16 protein-coding genes are annotated in these 16,648 nt (G+C 56.8%); 8 read left to right on the forward strand and 8 right to left on the reverse strand.

The features are described 5' to 3' along the window. Complete coding sequence (locus tag RGW60_RS10375) at positions 1–1,677, reverse strand: VRR-NUC domain-containing protein (RefSeq protein ID WP_322204390.1); 1,677 nt, start codon at positions 1,675–1,677, stop codon at positions 1–3. A gap of 119 nt (positions 1,678–1,796) precedes the next feature. Between RGW60_RS10375 and RGW60_RS10380 the strand changes: the two genes are divergently transcribed. Continuing rightward, a complete protein-coding gene (locus tag RGW60_RS10380) occupies positions 1,797–2,312 on the forward strand; it encodes a nucleoside 2-deoxyribosyltransferase (RefSeq protein ID WP_322204392.1) in 516 nt (171 codons plus the stop codon). A gap of 32 nt (positions 2,313–2,344) precedes the next feature. Here the strand turns inward: RGW60_RS10380 and RGW60_RS10385 are convergent, their stop codons facing one another. Then, on the reverse strand, positions 2,345–2,572 hold the full coding sequence (locus tag RGW60_RS10385; protein ID WP_322204394.1) for a hypothetical protein: 228 nt from the start codon (positions 2,570–2,572) through the stop codon (positions 2,345–2,347). 264 nt (positions 2,573–2,836) lie between these two features. Here RGW60_RS10385 and xth point away from each other — a divergent pair, with 264 nt between their 5' ends. Then, on the forward strand, positions 2,837–3,625 hold the full coding sequence (gene xth, locus RGW60_RS10390; RefSeq protein ID WP_322204396.1) for an exodeoxyribonuclease III: 789 nt from the start codon (positions 2,837–2,839) through the stop codon (positions 3,623–3,625). Positions 3,626–3,704: 79 nt separating this feature from the next. Here xth and RGW60_RS10395 read toward each other — a convergent pair whose 3' ends face one another. Then, positions 3,705–4,949 carry an AGE family epimerase/isomerase gene (locus RGW60_RS10395; protein WP_322206890.1) on the reverse strand — a complete coding sequence of 415 codons (1,245 nt, stop codon included), beginning with the start codon at positions 4,947–4,949 and terminating at the stop codon, positions 3,705–3,707. 240 nt (positions 4,950–5,189) lie between these two features. Here RGW60_RS10395 and RGW60_RS10400 point away from each other — a divergent pair, with 240 nt between their 5' ends. Continuing rightward, positions 5,190–6,731, forward strand: coding sequence for an FAD-dependent oxidoreductase (locus RGW60_RS10400; protein ID WP_322204399.1), 1,542 nt, complete (start codon positions 5,190–5,192; stop codon positions 6,729–6,731). A gap of 20 nt (positions 6,732–6,751) precedes the next feature. Then, the gene (locus tag RGW60_RS10405) at positions 6,752–6,898 is read left to right on the forward strand and encodes a hypothetical protein (RefSeq protein ID WP_322204401.1); all 147 of its coding nucleotides are present in this window, start codon (positions 6,752–6,754) and stop codon (positions 6,896–6,898) included. Between the two features lie 80 nt (positions 6,899–6,978). Here the strand turns inward: RGW60_RS10405 and RGW60_RS10410 are convergent, their stop codons facing one another. After that, on the reverse strand, positions 6,979–8,058 hold the full coding sequence (locus RGW60_RS10410; RefSeq protein ID WP_322204403.1) for an MBL fold metallo-hydrolase: 1,080 nt from the start codon (positions 8,056–8,058) through the stop codon (positions 6,979–6,981). 180 nt (positions 8,059–8,238) lie between these two features. On the opposite strand from RGW60_RS10410, the gene RGW60_RS10415 reads away from it, so the two are divergent. After that, positions 8,239–8,859, forward strand: coding sequence for a TetR/AcrR family transcriptional regulator (locus RGW60_RS10415; protein ID WP_322204405.1), 621 nt, complete (start codon positions 8,239–8,241; stop codon positions 8,857–8,859). On the opposite strand, the gene RGW60_RS10420 is transcribed toward RGW60_RS10415, so the two are convergent. Beyond that, entirely contained in the window at positions 8,860–9,765 is a 906-nt protein-coding gene (locus RGW60_RS10420) for a LysR family transcriptional regulator (RefSeq protein ID WP_322204407.1), read from the reverse strand. 121 nt (positions 9,766–9,886) lie between these two features. On the opposite strand from RGW60_RS10420, the gene RGW60_RS10425 reads away from it, so the two are divergent. Continuing rightward, the gene (locus RGW60_RS10425; RefSeq protein WP_322204409.1) at positions 9,887–10,645 is read left to right on the forward strand and encodes an SDR family NAD(P)-dependent oxidoreductase; all 759 of its coding nucleotides are present in this window, start codon (positions 9,887–9,889) and stop codon (positions 10,643–10,645) included. Between the two features lie 33 nt (positions 10,646–10,678). Here RGW60_RS10425 and RGW60_RS10430 read toward each other — a convergent pair whose 3' ends face one another. Beyond that, positions 10,679–11,365 (reverse strand): DJ-1/PfpI family protein, encoded by a 687-nt coding sequence (locus RGW60_RS10430; protein ID WP_322204411.1) that lies wholly within the window; start codon positions 11,363–11,365, stop codon positions 10,679–10,681. A 131-nt stretch (positions 11,366–11,496) separates the two neighbouring features. Here RGW60_RS10430 and RGW60_RS10435 point away from each other — a divergent pair, with 131 nt between their 5' ends. Continuing rightward, positions 11,497–12,498 carry a GlxA family transcriptional regulator gene (locus tag RGW60_RS10435; protein ID WP_322204413.1) on the forward strand — a complete coding sequence of 334 codons (1,002 nt, stop codon included), beginning with the start codon at positions 11,497–11,499 and terminating at the stop codon, positions 12,496–12,498. Further along, positions 12,480–13,946, forward strand: a complete 1,467-nt coding sequence (locus RGW60_RS10440; RefSeq protein WP_322204414.1) for a D-aminoacylase — start codon at positions 12,480–12,482, stop codon at positions 13,944–13,946. The genes RGW60_RS10435 and RGW60_RS10440 overlap by 19 nt, the downstream gene beginning before the upstream one ends. A 60-nt stretch (positions 13,947–14,006) precedes the next feature. Here RGW60_RS10440 and fahA read toward each other — a convergent pair whose 3' ends face one another. Continuing rightward, on the reverse strand, positions 14,007–15,308 hold the full coding sequence (gene fahA, locus RGW60_RS10445; RefSeq protein WP_322204416.1) for a fumarylacetoacetase: 1,302 nt from the start codon (positions 15,306–15,308) through the stop codon (positions 14,007–14,009). After that, on the reverse strand, positions 15,305–16,612 hold the full coding sequence (gene hmgA / locus RGW60_RS10450) for a homogentisate 1,2-dioxygenase (protein ID WP_322204419.1): 1,308 nt from the start codon (positions 16,610–16,612) through the stop codon (positions 15,305–15,307). Before hmgA ends, fahA begins: the two co-directional genes overlap by 4 nt. Between the last annotated feature and the right edge of the window lie 36 nt (positions 16,613–16,648).

Here is a 16,648-nt window from a genome sequence, read left to right on the forward strand (position 1 = left end):
TCAGGCTGCCGGATATATGGCCAGCGACTCTTTTGCCCATTGCACGTAACACACCACCACTGGCATACCATGTTCAGTGCAGAAATCCAGCCAACGCAACTGATTGTCCTGTAGACGGTCGCCGGGCCCTTTGACTTCGATCATGCGGTAACGCTGCTGGGCCGGATAAAACTGGATCAGGTCGGGCATGCCCGTGCGATTGGCTTTGATGTCCATCAGCAACCGCAGAAACCATCGGCGCAGATGCTCGGCGGGCAAGCACTGCAACGCGTGGTCTAACAGCTCTTCAGTCAATGTGCCCCAAAATACAAACGGCGATTGCAGGCCTTGTTTGTTTTGGAAGTGTTGGCGAACAGTAGTCTGATACGCCCCAGAATCCAGCTGTCGCAGGCAATCGTCAAACAATGTTGCTCGGCGTTGATAGAAATCAGGGCTATACAGATCGCTGGGCGCACTGTGAAACGGGTGAAAAAACGCCCCGGGTAGCGGAGCAAAGATGGCCGACCAACAGAGCAATCCAAACAGCGAGTTAATCAGCGTATTTTCGACGTAGTAAACCGGTCCGGCATCATCGGCCAAGTGCCGCTGAATCATTTGCTCAACGCTTAGCTCCAGGTTCTGAGGCACCGTTATATCAAGACGACTCAGCACATTGGCACGGCGTCGGCGCGGGCTCTGCAAACCCAACCGGCGTTGTAGTCGCGGCAATATGCGTAACAAGCCCTGAGCCTCGGCAGCATTTTCAGGCGCTGTTTGGGCGCTCTCGAGCAATGCCATGGCCCCTAGGACGTCAGCACTGCGTTCCAGCACCCGAATCCGTCGCAGTCGGGCACCGGGGTAATTGCCCTGCTCATAAACCGATAAGGCCAGCGCCCAGTCCTGCAACCGTTCGGCCCGTTGACCTATCTGGAACAGCAGCTTGGCTCGGCGCATATTCAGCCACGGACTGCGACTCTCGACCGCGAGCGCTTGCTGGGCCAAAGTTGTCAGCGTTTCCACCGTCAGTGATAGCTCCAACGTTTGCCGACATAGGTGCAGCTGCAAACAGGTGTCGATGTCTGCGCGTTCATTGATACCGCGAGATTCTGCGCTGAATTCGACTTTTTCGTAGCGGTAAACCCCTAGATCGGCGAGCACAAACTCCGACCATTCTTGGTGCAAATTGCCGAAATACAACAGCCGTAACCGTTCGCAGAGCGCCATGACAGTAAGGCCGTACACCGGTTCATTGAACGTGCTGTGCCACTGATCAATCGTTTGCGTTTCGGGATAAAGGCCATGTAACTGTTCAAGCATTACGGTTTTTTTTTCAGTATTTTTTAATCCATGCGCCTTAAAACACGTAACGACCTCGGCCTTGCGCAACAGCCCGAAGAGCTCATCCAGGCTAGTTAGGGGTCGCGGGTTTACCCAGCCATTTTCCAGCAACGGTTGCACGGCCGCCGCTGGGTCGCCAATCTCTGTGTAGCTCAATTTACTGGCGCGAAACAGTGTGCCCTTGCGCATTACCATTCGTACTAGCAAGCCTTGAGCGTTCTGAGGCAGATCGATAAAGTCGCTGATGAACTGGCGCTCGGCGCTGTCCAGCAAATCGGCGTAACGCTCAGCGACCCACTCCAGCACGCGCTGAAAATTGACGAGGTAATAAAACGGGTTGTCTAGGGGAGTACTGTTCACGGAAGTTATTCACAAAGCTGATTTACATTGGCCGATACTGGTTATCCGTACAGATAACAGCGCACGTCCACGGCGGCAAGCTAGAATCGACGCAAGGCGAAAAATTCAAGGTATTTGATATGAAAAAATTATCGGCACCGCAAATCTATCTAGCGGGCTTCGACGTTTTCAGGCCAGACGCCATTGAGCACGGCCACTACCTCAAAGCTCTGTGCGCGAATCAGGGAATAGAGGGTTTGTACCCCTTCGATAACGAAGTCACCGAAGATCGAACGCCAGAGGCCACTGCACAACAGATCTGTGCAATGAACATCGTCATGCTCAGGCGCTGCGAAGGGGTATTGGCCAATTTAAACGTGTTTCGCGGCCTGGAGCCGGACTCGGGCACCGCATTCGAAGTCGGGATGGCGGTAGCACTGGGTAAACCGGTGTGGGCTTATTTCGACCCGATCGGGTCGCTGCGCGAATTGGTAAGTCATGACCCGCAAGGGTTTGATGCAGATGGGTTTATGGTGGAAGACTTCGGCCTGCCGCGCAATTTGATGCTGGCCTGCAGTTGGGCAGGTGTGAGTGCAACGGCCGAAGAAGCGGTGATCGACATGGCGCGGCATATGGCTAAAGGCGGCGCTGTTTGAAATCGCGTCGTCGCCCAGGCAGCACAACGATCTTAGCTCAATGACGACGACCCAACGTCACCGCCATGGGTCGAGTCGAGTTTGTCTGAGTCACTGAATTCTTCAAGTCTCAGGTCTTCCAGATCAAGATCGACGTCGCCGCCGTAGCCGCCGTAACTGTCGTCTTCATCGGCGTCGGCATCGTTAAGCGGCGATTGATCGCCGCCCAATTGAAAAGGTAATGGCTGGATGTGAGTGTCTGCGCAGGCGTTTGCGTTCATCGGGTGTGTCTCCCTCGATCACTGAGATTTGACCACAGGTTAAGCCCATCAGGTGGCGTTAAAAAGCCCTTTGCTGTTACGCAGCACCTAAAGCATGGACGGTGCCGCCGGTAACAAGTAGCCACCAAAGCGCAAAGTCAACGGCGGCGGCTTGCCTGGCAAGTGTTCACTAACGGACAAAAAGACCGCAATGGGCAGTGCAACGCATTGAATCTCTCGCGGCGGCACCTCAAAGCACTGAGAACCCATCTGAGACACCAGCCCATGAACCTGCTTAAGATCGCTACGTTCAATATCAATGGCATTCGCGCACGCCTGCCCATTCTGTTGGAGTGGCTGGCACGTGAAGCACCGGATGTAGTGTGTTTGCAGGAATTGAAAGCAACCGACTTGGCGTTCCCTATCAATGACGTTCGGGAGGCGGGTTATGGGGCGGTCTGGCACGGGCAATCGTCTTGGAATGGCGTGGCCATTCTCGCCAAAGGGATGGACCCGCTAGAGATTCGTCGCGGGTTACCGGACAATGAAAACGACACCCACAGCCGGTATCTTGAAGCTGCCGTGCATGGGATCATCATTGGCTGCTTATACCTGCCTAACGGCAATCCCCAGCCGGGGGCAAAATTCGAGTACAAATTGCACTGGTTCCAAAAGCTGATCGAGCATGCTGCGGGCTTGTATGACAGCGGCCACCCGGTGGTGCTGGCTGGTGACTACAACGTGATACCCACCGATCAAGACATCTACAACACCCGTTCATGGCTAAAAGATGCGCTGCTACAGCCGCAAAGCCGCGAATGCTTCCAACGCCTGCTGGCTCAAGGCTGGACCGATGCCCTGCGCACCCACTACCCGGATGAACGGATCTATACCTTCTGGGATTATTTTCGCAAACACTGGGAAACTAACTCTGGCTTGCGCATTGACCATCTGCTGCTCAACGCCGAGCTTGCGCCAAGATTGAAAAACGCTGGCGTCGACCGCTGGCCGCGAGACCTGCCCCACGCCAGCGATCACGCGCCAACATGGGTTGAACTGACGATTGATGAGTGACACGCCTCACTCTAAGCGCCCTTGGCGAGCACAGGTCTGGCCAACGAATTTTCGCCTGAAAAATTAAGGTCTTTTGAGCTCACCTAATCCGAGCGAGGCCCATGGCCAGGCTGGGTGTCAGTGCCAGCAAGGGCAACAGCGTCGCTTGGTACGCGTGATACAGGTCTGGTTTGCCGGGCCAGATATCGGCGCTGGGCTGGTTATGTGGGTTTAGCTCGTGAAGCCAGCTGCCATTTATGCGGTCGATGAAGAAGGTTTCGTTGAATTCCCAGAACAGCCGATACCAGTCCTCGTACTGTTTTTCGCCGGTACGCTGCAACAACGCCGCTGCTGACGCGCAGGCTTCAGCGTGAGTCCAGTGCAGACGGTGACGCACCACCGGACGGTTTTGCCAGTCCAGGGTGTAGACAATGCCAGGAGCTCCGTCGACATTCCAGCCATTCTGGCAAGCGCCTTTGAACAATAACGTGGCATCTTCAAGCAACCAATGCGGCGTCGGCAGTTTCGCTTGTTGGCGTGCCGCTTCAAGGTGCAGCAACAACCGTGACCATTCGAAAGCGTGGCCCGGGGTCGTGCCGAAAGGCCGAAAACCGTCCGCCGGGTTGTCCTGGTTGTAATCAGGCAGAGCCTGCCAATTCAGACTGAAATGCTCCACCACTTGAAAGCTGTTGGCAGCAGCATGGGTATGAATCACCCTTTCGACAATACTCAGAGCACGGTCCAACCATTTGCTGTCGCCAGTGACATCGGCCAGTGCCAAAAAAGCTTCGGTGCCGTGCATATTGCTGTTAGCGCCGCGATAGGCCTCTTCATGACTCCAGTCGCGGGCAAAGGACTCTCGCAAGGCGCCCTCTTCTGTGCTCCAGAAATGCGTTTCCAACACATCTATAGCGTCCGCCAGCAATTCAGATGCGCCGGGGCGGTCGGCGACTACCGCCGAGCTGGCGGCCAGTGCGACGAACGCATGCAAATAGGCAGCTTTTGCGTCATCAGCGCCACTGGCCAGCGGAGTGGCGAACCAGCCGCCATGCTCGGCGTCGCGAAGCGGGCCACGGAGCGCCGCAATGCCATGATCAATCAACGCGGCACAGCCTGGAATACCGGCGATGTGCGCCAAGGCAAAACTATGAGTCATGCGCGCCGTGTTCATGGTTTCGGCCTGGGCGTGCTCGGGCAGATGCCCTTCATCATCCAGATTGCCGAAACCTTGCGGTAGTTTTGCGGCCTTGGCAAACGCCAATAGTCGATTGCCCTCCCGCGACAACCAATCCGCGTGGCCCGGCGCCTTCAACCAGCTGCTGAAACCGCGACTAACCTCTTCCATCGACAACAGTGCCTCCGTGACAGCAGATTCGGCAGCTGACGGTAAAGCCGTCAGCAAAGGCCAGATCATGCGTGCCGAGACTGGCCGGGTGCAAGCGCGGGAATGTCACCCAGCGTCACCGTTCAGGTAGGGGCGCTTCTCCGACGAACGTAGCCGAGTTCCAGGCAGGCAACGGTCATTTTCACTGAACCTCACCCAAGACGCTGACTCATAAGGGGAACAACCTCCTGGAGAATGCTCATGGCCCTACATCCAGTCGCCCGTTTCGCCGACCTAAGCCATGACGGGGGTACCCAAGTCGAAATTGGCGAGCAGAAATTTTTGTTGCTGCGGCTTGGCGATGAGGTCCGTGCTTATCAAGCTCTATGCCCCCACGCCGGCGCGCCTCTAGTTGATGGAGCAGTGTGCAACGGCAGGCTGATTTGCCCCTGGCACAAAGGGACATTTGCCATCGAAGACGGCACGTTATGTGAACCACCCGCTCTGGATAACCTGAAGCGCTACCCGGCGTATGTAGTGGATGGCGAAGTGCGAATCGACGACAACCCCCTACTGACGTCCGCCGCCGTTGTGAAGGATGAACGCTGCTTTGCAATTATTGGCGCTGGGGCTGCTGGGACCGCCGCGGCGTCTGCATTAAGGGCAAAAGGCTTTGGCGGTCGCCTGCTGTTGATCGACCGTGAGGCCCAACCCGGTTACGACCGCACCGCGCTAAGTAAGTTTGTCATCGCTGGGGAAATGAAACCGGACAAAATCCCGCCCCTGCGCGATGAAGCTTTTTACCGCCAGCACCGTATCGAGCGAATTCATGGCGAGGTCACCCGGCTGGAGGTTGCCAGCAAACGCTTGACCGTGCGCCTGAATGAGACAGGTGAGCAGCCGTTTGAGTACCACGCTGCGCTGTTGGTCACCGGCGCAGAACCCCATTCACTGGACGTGCCCGGCGCCAAGTTGCCAGAGGTGTTGCTACTGCGCACAAGACAGGACGCAGAGTGGATCTTGCACGCAGCGCCTCCTTGCGCTCAAGCGGTGATTATCGGCGACAGCTTTATTGGGTTAGAAGCGGCTTCGGCGTTGCGCAAACGCGGGATGTCGGTGACCGTAATAGCGCGGCATCAAGCACCGTTCAGCGCGCAATTTGGCGAACGTATCGGGCGCGCTATTCGTCACTTGCATGAACAAAACGGCGTGTTGTTTCGTACCCACGTGGACGTGACACGTTTTGAAGGCGCTGGGCATCTTGCGTCGGTGGTACTCGATACCGGCGAGCGGCTCCAAGCTGAATTAGCCCTGATCGGTATCGGTGTCAGCCCGGCGATTGAATGGGTCGAGGGCGTCAATCGAGAACACGACGGTTCCCTACGAGTGGATGGGGGCATGCAAGTCGCCGAGGGCTTATGGGCAGCAGGCGACATCGTTACCTTCCCATTGTCTGGCAAGCCGCATCGCATCGAACATTGGCGACTGGCCCAACAACAGGCGCGGATCGCGGCGCACAACATGCTAGGCGCTCATGAACAATACGCCGACGTGCCGTTTTTCTGGACCTACCACTTTGGCAAACGCTTCGATTACCTGGGCCACGCCGAAACGTGGGACGACATCGTCTTTGAAGGCTCGCCGGAACACTACAACTTCATCGCCCTGCTAAGCCAGAACGGTATGGTTGCTGCCATCGTCGCCTGCCAATATCAACGGGCGATGGCGTTATTTGCCGAACGAATGAAGCAGCCACTAGCGGTCGATGAAGCGCGGCGATTGATTCGCTCTCTTAGCCAGTAACCACCATAGAGGCTCCTAGCATGATTCAAACGACCAAACGCAGCGGCACTACTCAAACACCAAAAGAGGTCGGTGATGTGGGCGAACACAATAAAAAGCTCAACCAACAGGGTGAAAAACCGCGCCCCGCTACCCCACCCGATCCCAAGGACCTTTCCTCGACATAGGCGGATTGGGATTGTCGGTGAATCGTTGGTACGAAGCCCTGTTGCAGCACGCGGAGTTTCCCCCTCAAACATGATAGTTCCTACAAACCCCGAATCCCGTGACGCTCCGCATTGCCTGGACTTGTCTCAACCACCCCTTCAACCCCTAACCACCAGGCATGCCCGCGGGTGGGATAATCCAGGTAGAACGGCTGGCCCATCTGCGGCGTGCTGATGGCAATATTTTTTTCCCAAGCCAGCGCCAGGATGCGATCGAACGGTTCATGCCAGGCGTGCATCGCCAAATCGAAGGTGCCGTTGTGAATCGGCAAGAGCCAACGCCCGCGCAGATCAATGTGCGCTTGCAGTGTTTGCTCGGGCTGCATGTGGACATCGGGCCAGTCGACGTTGTAGGCGCCGGTTTCCATCAGCGTGAGGTCAAATGGGCCAAAGCGGTCGCCGATGTGTTTAAAACCGTTGAAATACCCACTGTCCCCGCTGAAGAAGATTTTCTGGTTGTTATCGACCATCACCCACGATGCCCATAACGTTCTATTGCCGTCGAGCAACGTACGCCCGGAAAAGTGTTGCGATGGCGTGGCCACAAAGGTTAAGCCACCCACTTCAGTGGATTGCCACCAATCCAGTTGCTGCACTTTCTCTGCCGGCACGCCCCACTCAATCAAGGTGTCGCCCACCCCTGTAGGCGCCAGGAAGTGTTCGGTTTTGTGGATAAGCGCCTTGATTGCCATGTGATCGAGGTGGTCGTAATGGTTATGCGAAAGAATCACAGCCTTGATCGGCGGCAGTTCGTCGAGACTGATGGGTGGCTGATGGAAACGCTGCGGGCCGGCCCATTGCACGGGAGATGCACGCTCAGCGAACACCGGATCAGTCAGCCAGAACTGGTCACGCAGCTTGAGCAATACCGTTGAATGACCCAAACGGAACACACTGTTATTAGGCGCCGCTAGCAGTTGCTGACGGGACAGCGGTTGCACCGGGATGTCGCCCGCTGGGCGGGTGTGCGAAGGCTTTCCAAAAAGCGCCATCCAAAATAAACGCAGGGTTTTCAGAAATCCCAATCGGTGTGTTGGGGCGTGGTTACGGTAGCGCCCTTCCTGCTGAAAAGAATCCAACATAGGGGCGGCGACTTTAACGAATTGCGGTGTCTTGGTCATGAGAAGCTGACTCCAAGGAGCAGGACGGGATTCCTGGATCTTGACGAACGAGGATGACAGGTAGAGTGTCCAGCGGGAACAACTACACTACACAGTGTAGTTTTAAGCTTGCAACAACCCGGGTGACAAGTAAACTGCAAAGTGTAAATTTTTCAATCCGCCCGTCTGAAGCGAATTTTTATGAAAGCTCCCCTGCGCCTGACCGACCGTAAACGTGAAGCCATTGTCTTGGCGGCGATTGCCGAATTTCGCGTCAATGGGTTCGACGTCACCAGCATGGACAAAATTGCCGCAGTGGCACAAGTCTCCAAGCGCACGGTGTACAACCACTTTCCGAGCAAGGAGGAACTGTTCTCCGAAATTCTGCAACGGCTATGGACCAGCAGTACCGATCTGCAAGATATGACTTACCACCCCGAGCGCCCGCTACGCGATCAACTCAAGGCATTGTTGGAATCAAAAATGCGAACGCTGGCTGACAGCAACTTCATTGATCTGGCGCGCGTGGCTATTGCTGCCACAATTCATTCTCCAGAGCGCGCGCAAAACATGGTCTCACGCCTAAATGAACGGGAAGAAAGCTTCACTGCCTGGATCCGCGCAGCGCAACTGGACGGCCGTTTCAAAGCCGTTGACCCCAGCTTCGCCGCGACCCAGATTCACGCCCTGATAAAAGCGTTTGCCTTCTGGCCACAGATCACTCAAGGCGCTGAAACGTTGGCTTCCTGCGCTCAAGAATCGGTGATGGAATCCACGCTGAGCCTGTTTCTGGGGTGGTATGAAATCCCGACAGCCCAGTAATTAAGTCTCCTGCACATACTCGCGAAACAACGCCTCAAGCCATTGCATGAAAATTCTCAGCCGCTCCGGTACGTGCTGCTGCCGGGCGTAGAGCAGCGACACCTCCATTGGCGCGGGCACGTAATCAGGTAATATCGACACGAATTCGCCGCTGGCCAGAAACTCGCGCGCGCCCATCCGTGGAACCTGCACCAGACCAAGGCCCGCACGGCAGGCGGATTCGTAGGTTTCGGTGTTATTGACCGTAATACAGCCCGCCATAGGCAGCCGTCGCACTTTACCGTTGTGCAGGTATTCAAACCCATCGGAGCGTGCGCCCAAAACCCCCACGTAATGAACCAGCCGATGCTGGGCCAAATCTTCGAGGGCGATTGGCACCCCATACGCGCGTAGATAACTCGGGCTCGCGCAATTGATCATCGTGACCCGCCCAATCGACCGAGCGATAACCGATTGATCCGGTTGTGCGCCCACTCTCAACACACAATCAAACCCTTCCCGCACTAGATCAACCCGACGATCGGTGCTGCTGATTTCCAGATCGATTTGCGGATGACGGCGAACGAACTCAGGCAGCCGTGGCATAAACAATTTGCGTGCCAATGAACTGGGCATGTCCACCCGCAAACGTCCGGCCAATACCGCACCCTCCTGTCGAAATAAACCTTCGAGTTCGTCCATGTTCGACAGCAAACTTTTGCTACGGTCATACAGCACCAAACCGTCTTGGGTAACCTGCACTTTGCGGGTGGTGCGGTGCAATAACTGCGTGCCCATCAAGACTTCCAGCGCCTGCACGTGCTCGGAAACCGTTGATCGCGGCAGGCCCAGGCTTTCCCCGGCTTGAGTAAAACTCGACAGCTCGGTGACCCTGACGAATGTTTTCAGTAATTCAAGTTTGTTCATCGCCAACCCTTGGATTGTTCGAAATATTCGATCAGTGATTCCGATTTAGCCCTATTTATCATGAAGCGGCGGATAAATACACTACGTCCACCGCATCACTCTTGCGCAAAAGGAACACACAATGACCCGTAAAATCGCACTCATCACCGGAGCCAGCCGTGGCCTCGGCAAAAGCACCGCCCTGCACTTGGCGGCCCAAGGCATCGACATCATTGGTACGTTTCACAGCAACACCACTGAATCTCAAGCCGTTACCAAGGAAATCGAGCGCCTCGGCAGCCGCGCCGTCATGCTGCAACTGGACGTCGGCGACAGCAGCACTTTTGCTGGGTTTACCTCATTGGTCAGTGACGCGCTCAACAGCAATTTTTCTCGGGATTCATTCGACTTTTTGATCAACAACGCCGGTACCGGTATAGACGCCAGCTTCGCCGAGACCAGTGAAGAGCAATTCGACCAGATGATGAATGTTCATCTCAAAGGTCCGTTTTTCCTGACTCAACGTCTGCTCCCGATGATTGCGGACCAGGGCCGGATTGTTAATATTTCCTCAGGTTTGACCCGCTTTTCCATGATCGGCAAAGCGGCCTACGCAATAATGAAAGGCGGTATTGAAGTGCTGACCCGTTATCAAGCGCAAGAGCTGGGGCCACGGGGTATTCGGGTCAACACCTTGGCGCCGGGCGCTATCGCTACCGACTTCGGCGGCGGATTGGTACGTGACAATCCACAGGTTAATCAACATATTGCCTCTGGCACCGCGTTAGGCCGGGTGGGTTTGCCTGACGACATCGGCGGTGCAATTTCCATGCTATTGGCCGATGGCAACGGTTGGGTCAACGGTCAGCGCATCGAAGCCTCCGGTGGCGTTTTCCTGTGATTGAGTGTTCTTGAGCCCGGCGGCGCTGAAGGCTCAGGCGCTGTGCAGTCTGGCGGCAACCCGCGCTATCACCTGCTGACGGTTGGCCAGCGACGCCGCACCGCGTTTGACGGCCAACGCCAGCACCTCAGCGGGCGCCGTCTCGGGATGCCCTGCATTAAACGGCGGCGCAGGCGCATATTCCAGTTGCAGTTGGGTGGCTTGGGCTTCCAGCGCACCGAACAATTCCCCAGCCAAGGTCAGCGCGAAATCGATCCCCGCCGTGATCCCTCCGCCCGTCATCAGGTTGCCATCACGAACCACCCGCGCCTGCACCGGAACCGCCCCGAGCGCTTCGAGCAATCCGTGTGACGCCCAATGCGTGGTCGCGCGCCGGCCCCGCAACAAACCCGCCGCTCCCAACACCAATGCGCCAGTGCAGACCGAGGTCACAAAGCGCGCACCCTGCGCCTGACGTTGAATGAACGCCAGCGTCTCGGCGTCCTCCATCAACGCATCGACACCCTTCCCCCCAGGAATACAAATCACGTCCAGAGGCGGACAGCTTTCAAAAACAGTATCGGGCATTAGGGTCAGTCCGGTGCTGGAACGAATCGGCGCAAGCGTCTTCCAAACCAGGTGCACGGTCACGTCAGGCAACGACGCGAATACTTCATAGGGCCCGGTCAGGTCCAGCTGTTGCACGTTAGGAAATACCAGTAAACCGATGTGAAGCGCCATGCGATGTCTCCTTCTCTGGGTATGCCGTGGTGTGGGTGATGGACGAAACCACTGTAGTCCGCTAGCCTTTGGCAGATACGCCAGACACCCCACATTTTCCGCCAACATGCTTCGTTGGCGCGGAGCCTGCCATGACCACCCCACTTAAAACCGTGCATCTGCTGGCCTTTCCCGACGTGCAATTGCTAGACGTTTGCGGCCCGCTGCAGGTATTTGCCACGGTCAACGACTTGATGCGCAAGCAAGGCCGTGGCCTGGTTTACGCACTTCAGGTGATCGCCGCCGAACCGAACTCGGTGGTTTCATCGGCAGGCTTGGGATTGCTGACCGCGCCGTTGCCCGGAGCTGATGACCCCTCCGATACTTTGATCATCGCGGGCGGTCGGGGCGTTAATGCGGCGGCTGAAAACCTGGAGTTGCTGAGCTGGTTACGTGGGCAAGCGACAACGGCAAGGCGACTGGCGTCGGTGTGCAGCGGTGCGTTTTTGCTGGCGGCGGGCGGGATGCTGGATGGACGGCGGGTGGTTACGCATTGGAGCCGTTGCGATGAACTGGCGCTGCGCTATCCAGCACTGCGAGTAGAGCCTGATCCTATTTTCATCAACGACGGTATGGTCTGGACCTCGGCGGGGGTGACAGCGGGCATTGATCTGGCGTTAGCGCTAGTGGAAGAGGATCTGGGCCAGGAATTGGCGTTGGCCATTGCTCGACATCTAGTGGTATTCCTTAAACGTCCCGGTGGGCAATCGCAGTTCAGCGCGACCCTTGCGTTACAGAAAAGCGCCGGGCGCTTCGCTGAACTTCATGCCTGGATTGCCGACAACCTCAGCGGCGACTTATCAGTCGCCGTCCTTGCCGAACGGGTCGGCATGAGTGAACGCAGTTTCGTCCGTCACTACCGCGCCGAAACAGCAAGCACCCCGGCGCGGGCTATCGAACAGCTTCGCGTAGAAGCTGCACGGCGCCTGCTGAGTGATAGCGTCCTGCCGATCAAACGCATTGCCAACCGCTGTGGATTTGGCACTGAAGAAACATTGCGCCGCAGCTTTTTAAGATCCGTCGCGATTACACCTCAGGCGTACCGTGAACGGTTTTCGACCACAGGGAGACAGACATGCTCTACGACTTACTGATCCGCAACGTACTGGTCATCGACGGCAGCAACAGTCCGGCCTACCCTGCCGACGTGGCCATCCATGGAGGCCGAATTCAACGTATTGGCAAGCTCGATGATGTGTCGGCCAAGGACGAAATTGACGCCAATGGCCGGGTATTGGCACCGGGATTTATCGACGTCCACACCCACGACGACACCGTGGTTATTCGCACACCTCAAATGCTGCCGAAAATCAGCCAAGGTGTCACCACGGTGATCGTTGGCAACTGCGGAATCAGTGCTTCACCTGTGAGTCTGTTGGCTGAGCCGCCGGACCCGATGAACTTGCTGGGCACCGCCGCTGCTTTTATTTACCCGCGTTTCAGCGATTACCGCGCGGCAGTAGACGCCGCCCGCCCCGCCGTCAACGTCGCGGCGCTGATCGGTCATACCGCCTTGCGCAGCAACCATCTGGATGATCTGCACCGCACCGCCACCCCGGCGGAAATCGCTGCCATGCGTACCCAGTTGCGCGAAAGCCTTGAGGCCGGTGCACTGGGGCTTTCTACAGGTTTGGCTTACGCCTCGGCGTTTTCGGCGGACACCGACGAAGTGCTGCAACTGGCCGAAGAGCTGACCGCATTCGGCGCGCTGTATACCACGCATTTACGCAGTGAATTTGAGCCCGTGTTGGAGGCGATGGACGAAGCGTTCCGCATTGCGCGTCACGCCAAAGCGCCGGTAGTGATTTCGCACTTGAAATGCGCTGGTGCCGGTAATTGGGGCCGCAGTCCGCAACTGCTCGCTGCACTGGAAAGCGCCGCACACACCCACCCGGTAGGCTGCGATTGTTACCCGTATGCCGCCAGTTCCTCGACGCTTGATCTCAAACAAGTCACCGACGCCTTCCGCATTACCATTACTTGGTCGACGCCGCATCCTGATCAAGGCGGTCGCGATTTGATCGACATCGCCAATGAGTGGGGCCTTTCATTGCTGGACACCGCACGCACATTGCAGCCTGCGGGCGCGGTGTATTACGGCATGGACGAAAGCGACGTGCAGCGTATTCTGGCGCACCCGTTATCGATGATTGGCTCTGACGGTTTGCCCGAAGACCCGTTTCCGCATCCGCGTTTGTGGGGCGCGTTTCCTAGAGTGCTGGGACACTTCAGCCGCGACCTGGGCCTGTTCCCGTTGCACACCGCCGTACATAAAATGACCGGTCTTTCAGCGGCACGTTTTGGCTTGCATGAGCGGGGAGAAATTCGCGAAGGGTATTGGGCCGATCTGGTCCTGTTTGATCCAACACGCATCCGTGACGTTGCCGACTTTAATGACCCACAACGCGCCGCCGAGGGGATTGATGCCGTGTGGGTCAATGGTCAGTTGAGCTACGCCGAAGGGCAGGTCCAAGGCAATCGGCAAGGACGCTTCTTGCCGCGCAGCGGGTCGTTGAATATTGGGTTTGACCGCGAGTTTTGATTCCCCTGCTTAGCTCCTTCGCAGGCTGGCCTGCGAAGGCCATTTCAAAAGGCACTCCATTCAAGCGCCGAGCACAACACCTCGACATTCGCCAAAGCCAATCGACGCATAACCTTCACGGTGACAGCGCGCGCGGAAGATCACTTCATCGCCGGTTTCCAGGAAGCGCCGCGATTCACCGCTGGCCAATGCCAGCGCGGTTTTTCCGCCGTCGCTGATTTCCAGCAAGCTACCAAACTGCCCCACGTGCGGCCCGGATAACGTCCCGGTACCCAACAAATCACCTGGCTGCAATTTGCACCCATTGACGCTGTGGTGCGCCACCATTTGTGCGACGGTCCAGTACATGTTTTGCGTATTGCTCAAGGCCAGACGCTGAGGCGCTATGCCTTGCTCTTTCATCTGCTGGGTGAGTAGCAACACTTCCAGTTCGATATCCAATGCCCCGTCCCGTTGATCGCCAGCGTCGAACAGGTACGGCAAAGGTTGCGGATCGCCCGCTGGTCGCGCCGGTTGCGCGGTGCGAAACGGAGCCAAAGCCTCTGCCGTCACTACCCAGGCGGAGATACTGGTGGCAAAGCTCTTGGACAAGAACGGCCCCAATGGCTGGTATTCCCAAGCTTGTAAGTCGCGAGCCGACCAGTCATTAAGTAAGCAAAACCCGGCAATATGCTCGGCAGCATCACCGATGGCGATTGCCTCGCCCAACGCATTACCCGGACCTATCCACACGCCCATTTCCAGTTCGTAATCCAGGCGTTTACTCGGGCCAAACTCGGGAACCGTCGCGCCCGGGGCCAAGGTCTGGCCGTTAGGACGTTTGACCGGGGTCTCTGAAATACAAATGGTCGACGCACGACCGTGGTATCCGATAGGCACGTATTTGTAGTTGGGCAGCAGCGGATTATCCGGGCGAAACAGCTTGCCGACGTTCATCGCATGATGGATACCAACGTAAAAATCGGTGTAATCACCGATGCGCGCTGGTACATGCATCACGCAGTCGGCCATGGGGTGCAGCAAGGTTTCAGCCAAGGGCTGCAAGCGGGAAAGTTGCGGGCTCGCATGGTCGAGTAAGTGCAACAGCTCATTGCGCAACGCCCTACGGGCAGGCGAACCCAAGGCAAAAAAGTCATTGAGCTGATCACGACTGGCGGCTTCTGCAGCATCAAAGGCGACGCCGTTAAAAAAGCCCGCACTTAATGCTGCTCGCAGGTCGAAAATCATTTCGCCGATGGCCACGCCACCGCGCTTGCTCAGACCGTCTCGGCTGAACACACCCAGCGGCAAGTTGTGTAACGGGAAATCGCTGTGGCCGTTGGCCGAGATCACCCAGCTAAGGGTATTCGATGGAGACGTCATGCTTGGGTTCCCGAATCAAAGGTTTTGGCCATGCCTGACCAACAGGCATCGTAGTCAGTTTGCAGTTGCGGGCAGTCGAGGGCATGGCGGCTAGGACGCAGCACTTTGCCGGTCTCGAACATGAACGCCATGGTGTTGTCGATTTTCTGCGGCGTTAATTCGGCAGCGATGGCTTTTACTGCGGTGGCATTATCCGGCCCGTGGGCGCTCATACAGTTATGCAACGACGCGCCGCCGGGGATGAAACCCTCGGCCTTGGCATCGTAAGCGCCTTCAATCAACCCCATGAACTCATTCATTAGATTGCGATGGAACCACGGTGGCCGAAAGGTTTTTTCAGCAACCATCCAGCGCGGCGGAAAGATTACAAAATCGACGTTGGCCTGACCCTGAACTGAACTGGGCGCGGTCAACACGGTAAAGATCGACGGGTCCGGATGATCAAAACTCACCGAACCCACGGTATTGAAACGGCGTAAATCGTACTTATACGGCACGTTGTTGCCATGCCACGCCACCACATCGAACGGCGAATGATCAAGTTGCGTAGCCCACAGTTCGCCGAGAAATTTCTGCACCAGCAGTACTGGCTCCTCTCGGTCTTCGAACTGCGCAACAGGTGTCAGAAAATCCCGTGGATTAGCCAAGCCATTGCTGCCAATTGGCCCCAGATCCGGCAGGCGCAACGCGCAGCCATGATTCTCACAAACATAGCCGCGGGCGCTCGCGTCGAGTAGGTGAACACTAAATTTCAAACCACGGGGCAGCACGACAATTTCTTGCGGCTCGATCTCCAGCACGCCCAATTCAGTGATCACTCGTAAGCGACCAACTTGGGGCACGATCAGCCATTCACCGTCAGCATTGAAGAACGCGCGGTCCATTGAGCGGTTGGCGCAGTAGACATACACACTTACGCCTTCGACCTGATCCGCCGCGGCCGTGCTGGCAAGGTTGATTAAGCCATCAAGGAAATCAGTGGGCGCTGACGGGATTTCGAACGCGCCCCAGCGCAGCCTGTTAGGGGTAATCGGGCCAAGCTGTTGCCCGACAATCTGCCTCAGCAAGCGCTCAAAACGGGGGTGTGCCGCCGATGGCTTGATTCGATATAACCAGGTTCGACGGGCTTCGGCACGCGACACGGTGAACGCTGTACCGGAAAATTGCTCGGTGTACAGACCATGGGAATGTTGCTGCGGGGAGTTCTGCCCGCGCGGTAACGCGCCGGGCAGAGCTTCGCTGCTGAACTCATTACCGAAGCCGCTTTGGTAGGCCAAGGATTCAAAAGAGTGGGCTGTGAGCATCTCGACCTCTGTAGAAGATTCTGTAGATACCGTCTT

Origin of the sequence: Pseudomonas sp. AB6, from assembly GCF_034314105.1 — a bacterium.
Classification (GTDB): domain Bacteria; phylum Pseudomonadota; class Gammaproteobacteria; order Pseudomonadales; family Pseudomonadaceae; genus Aquipseudomonas.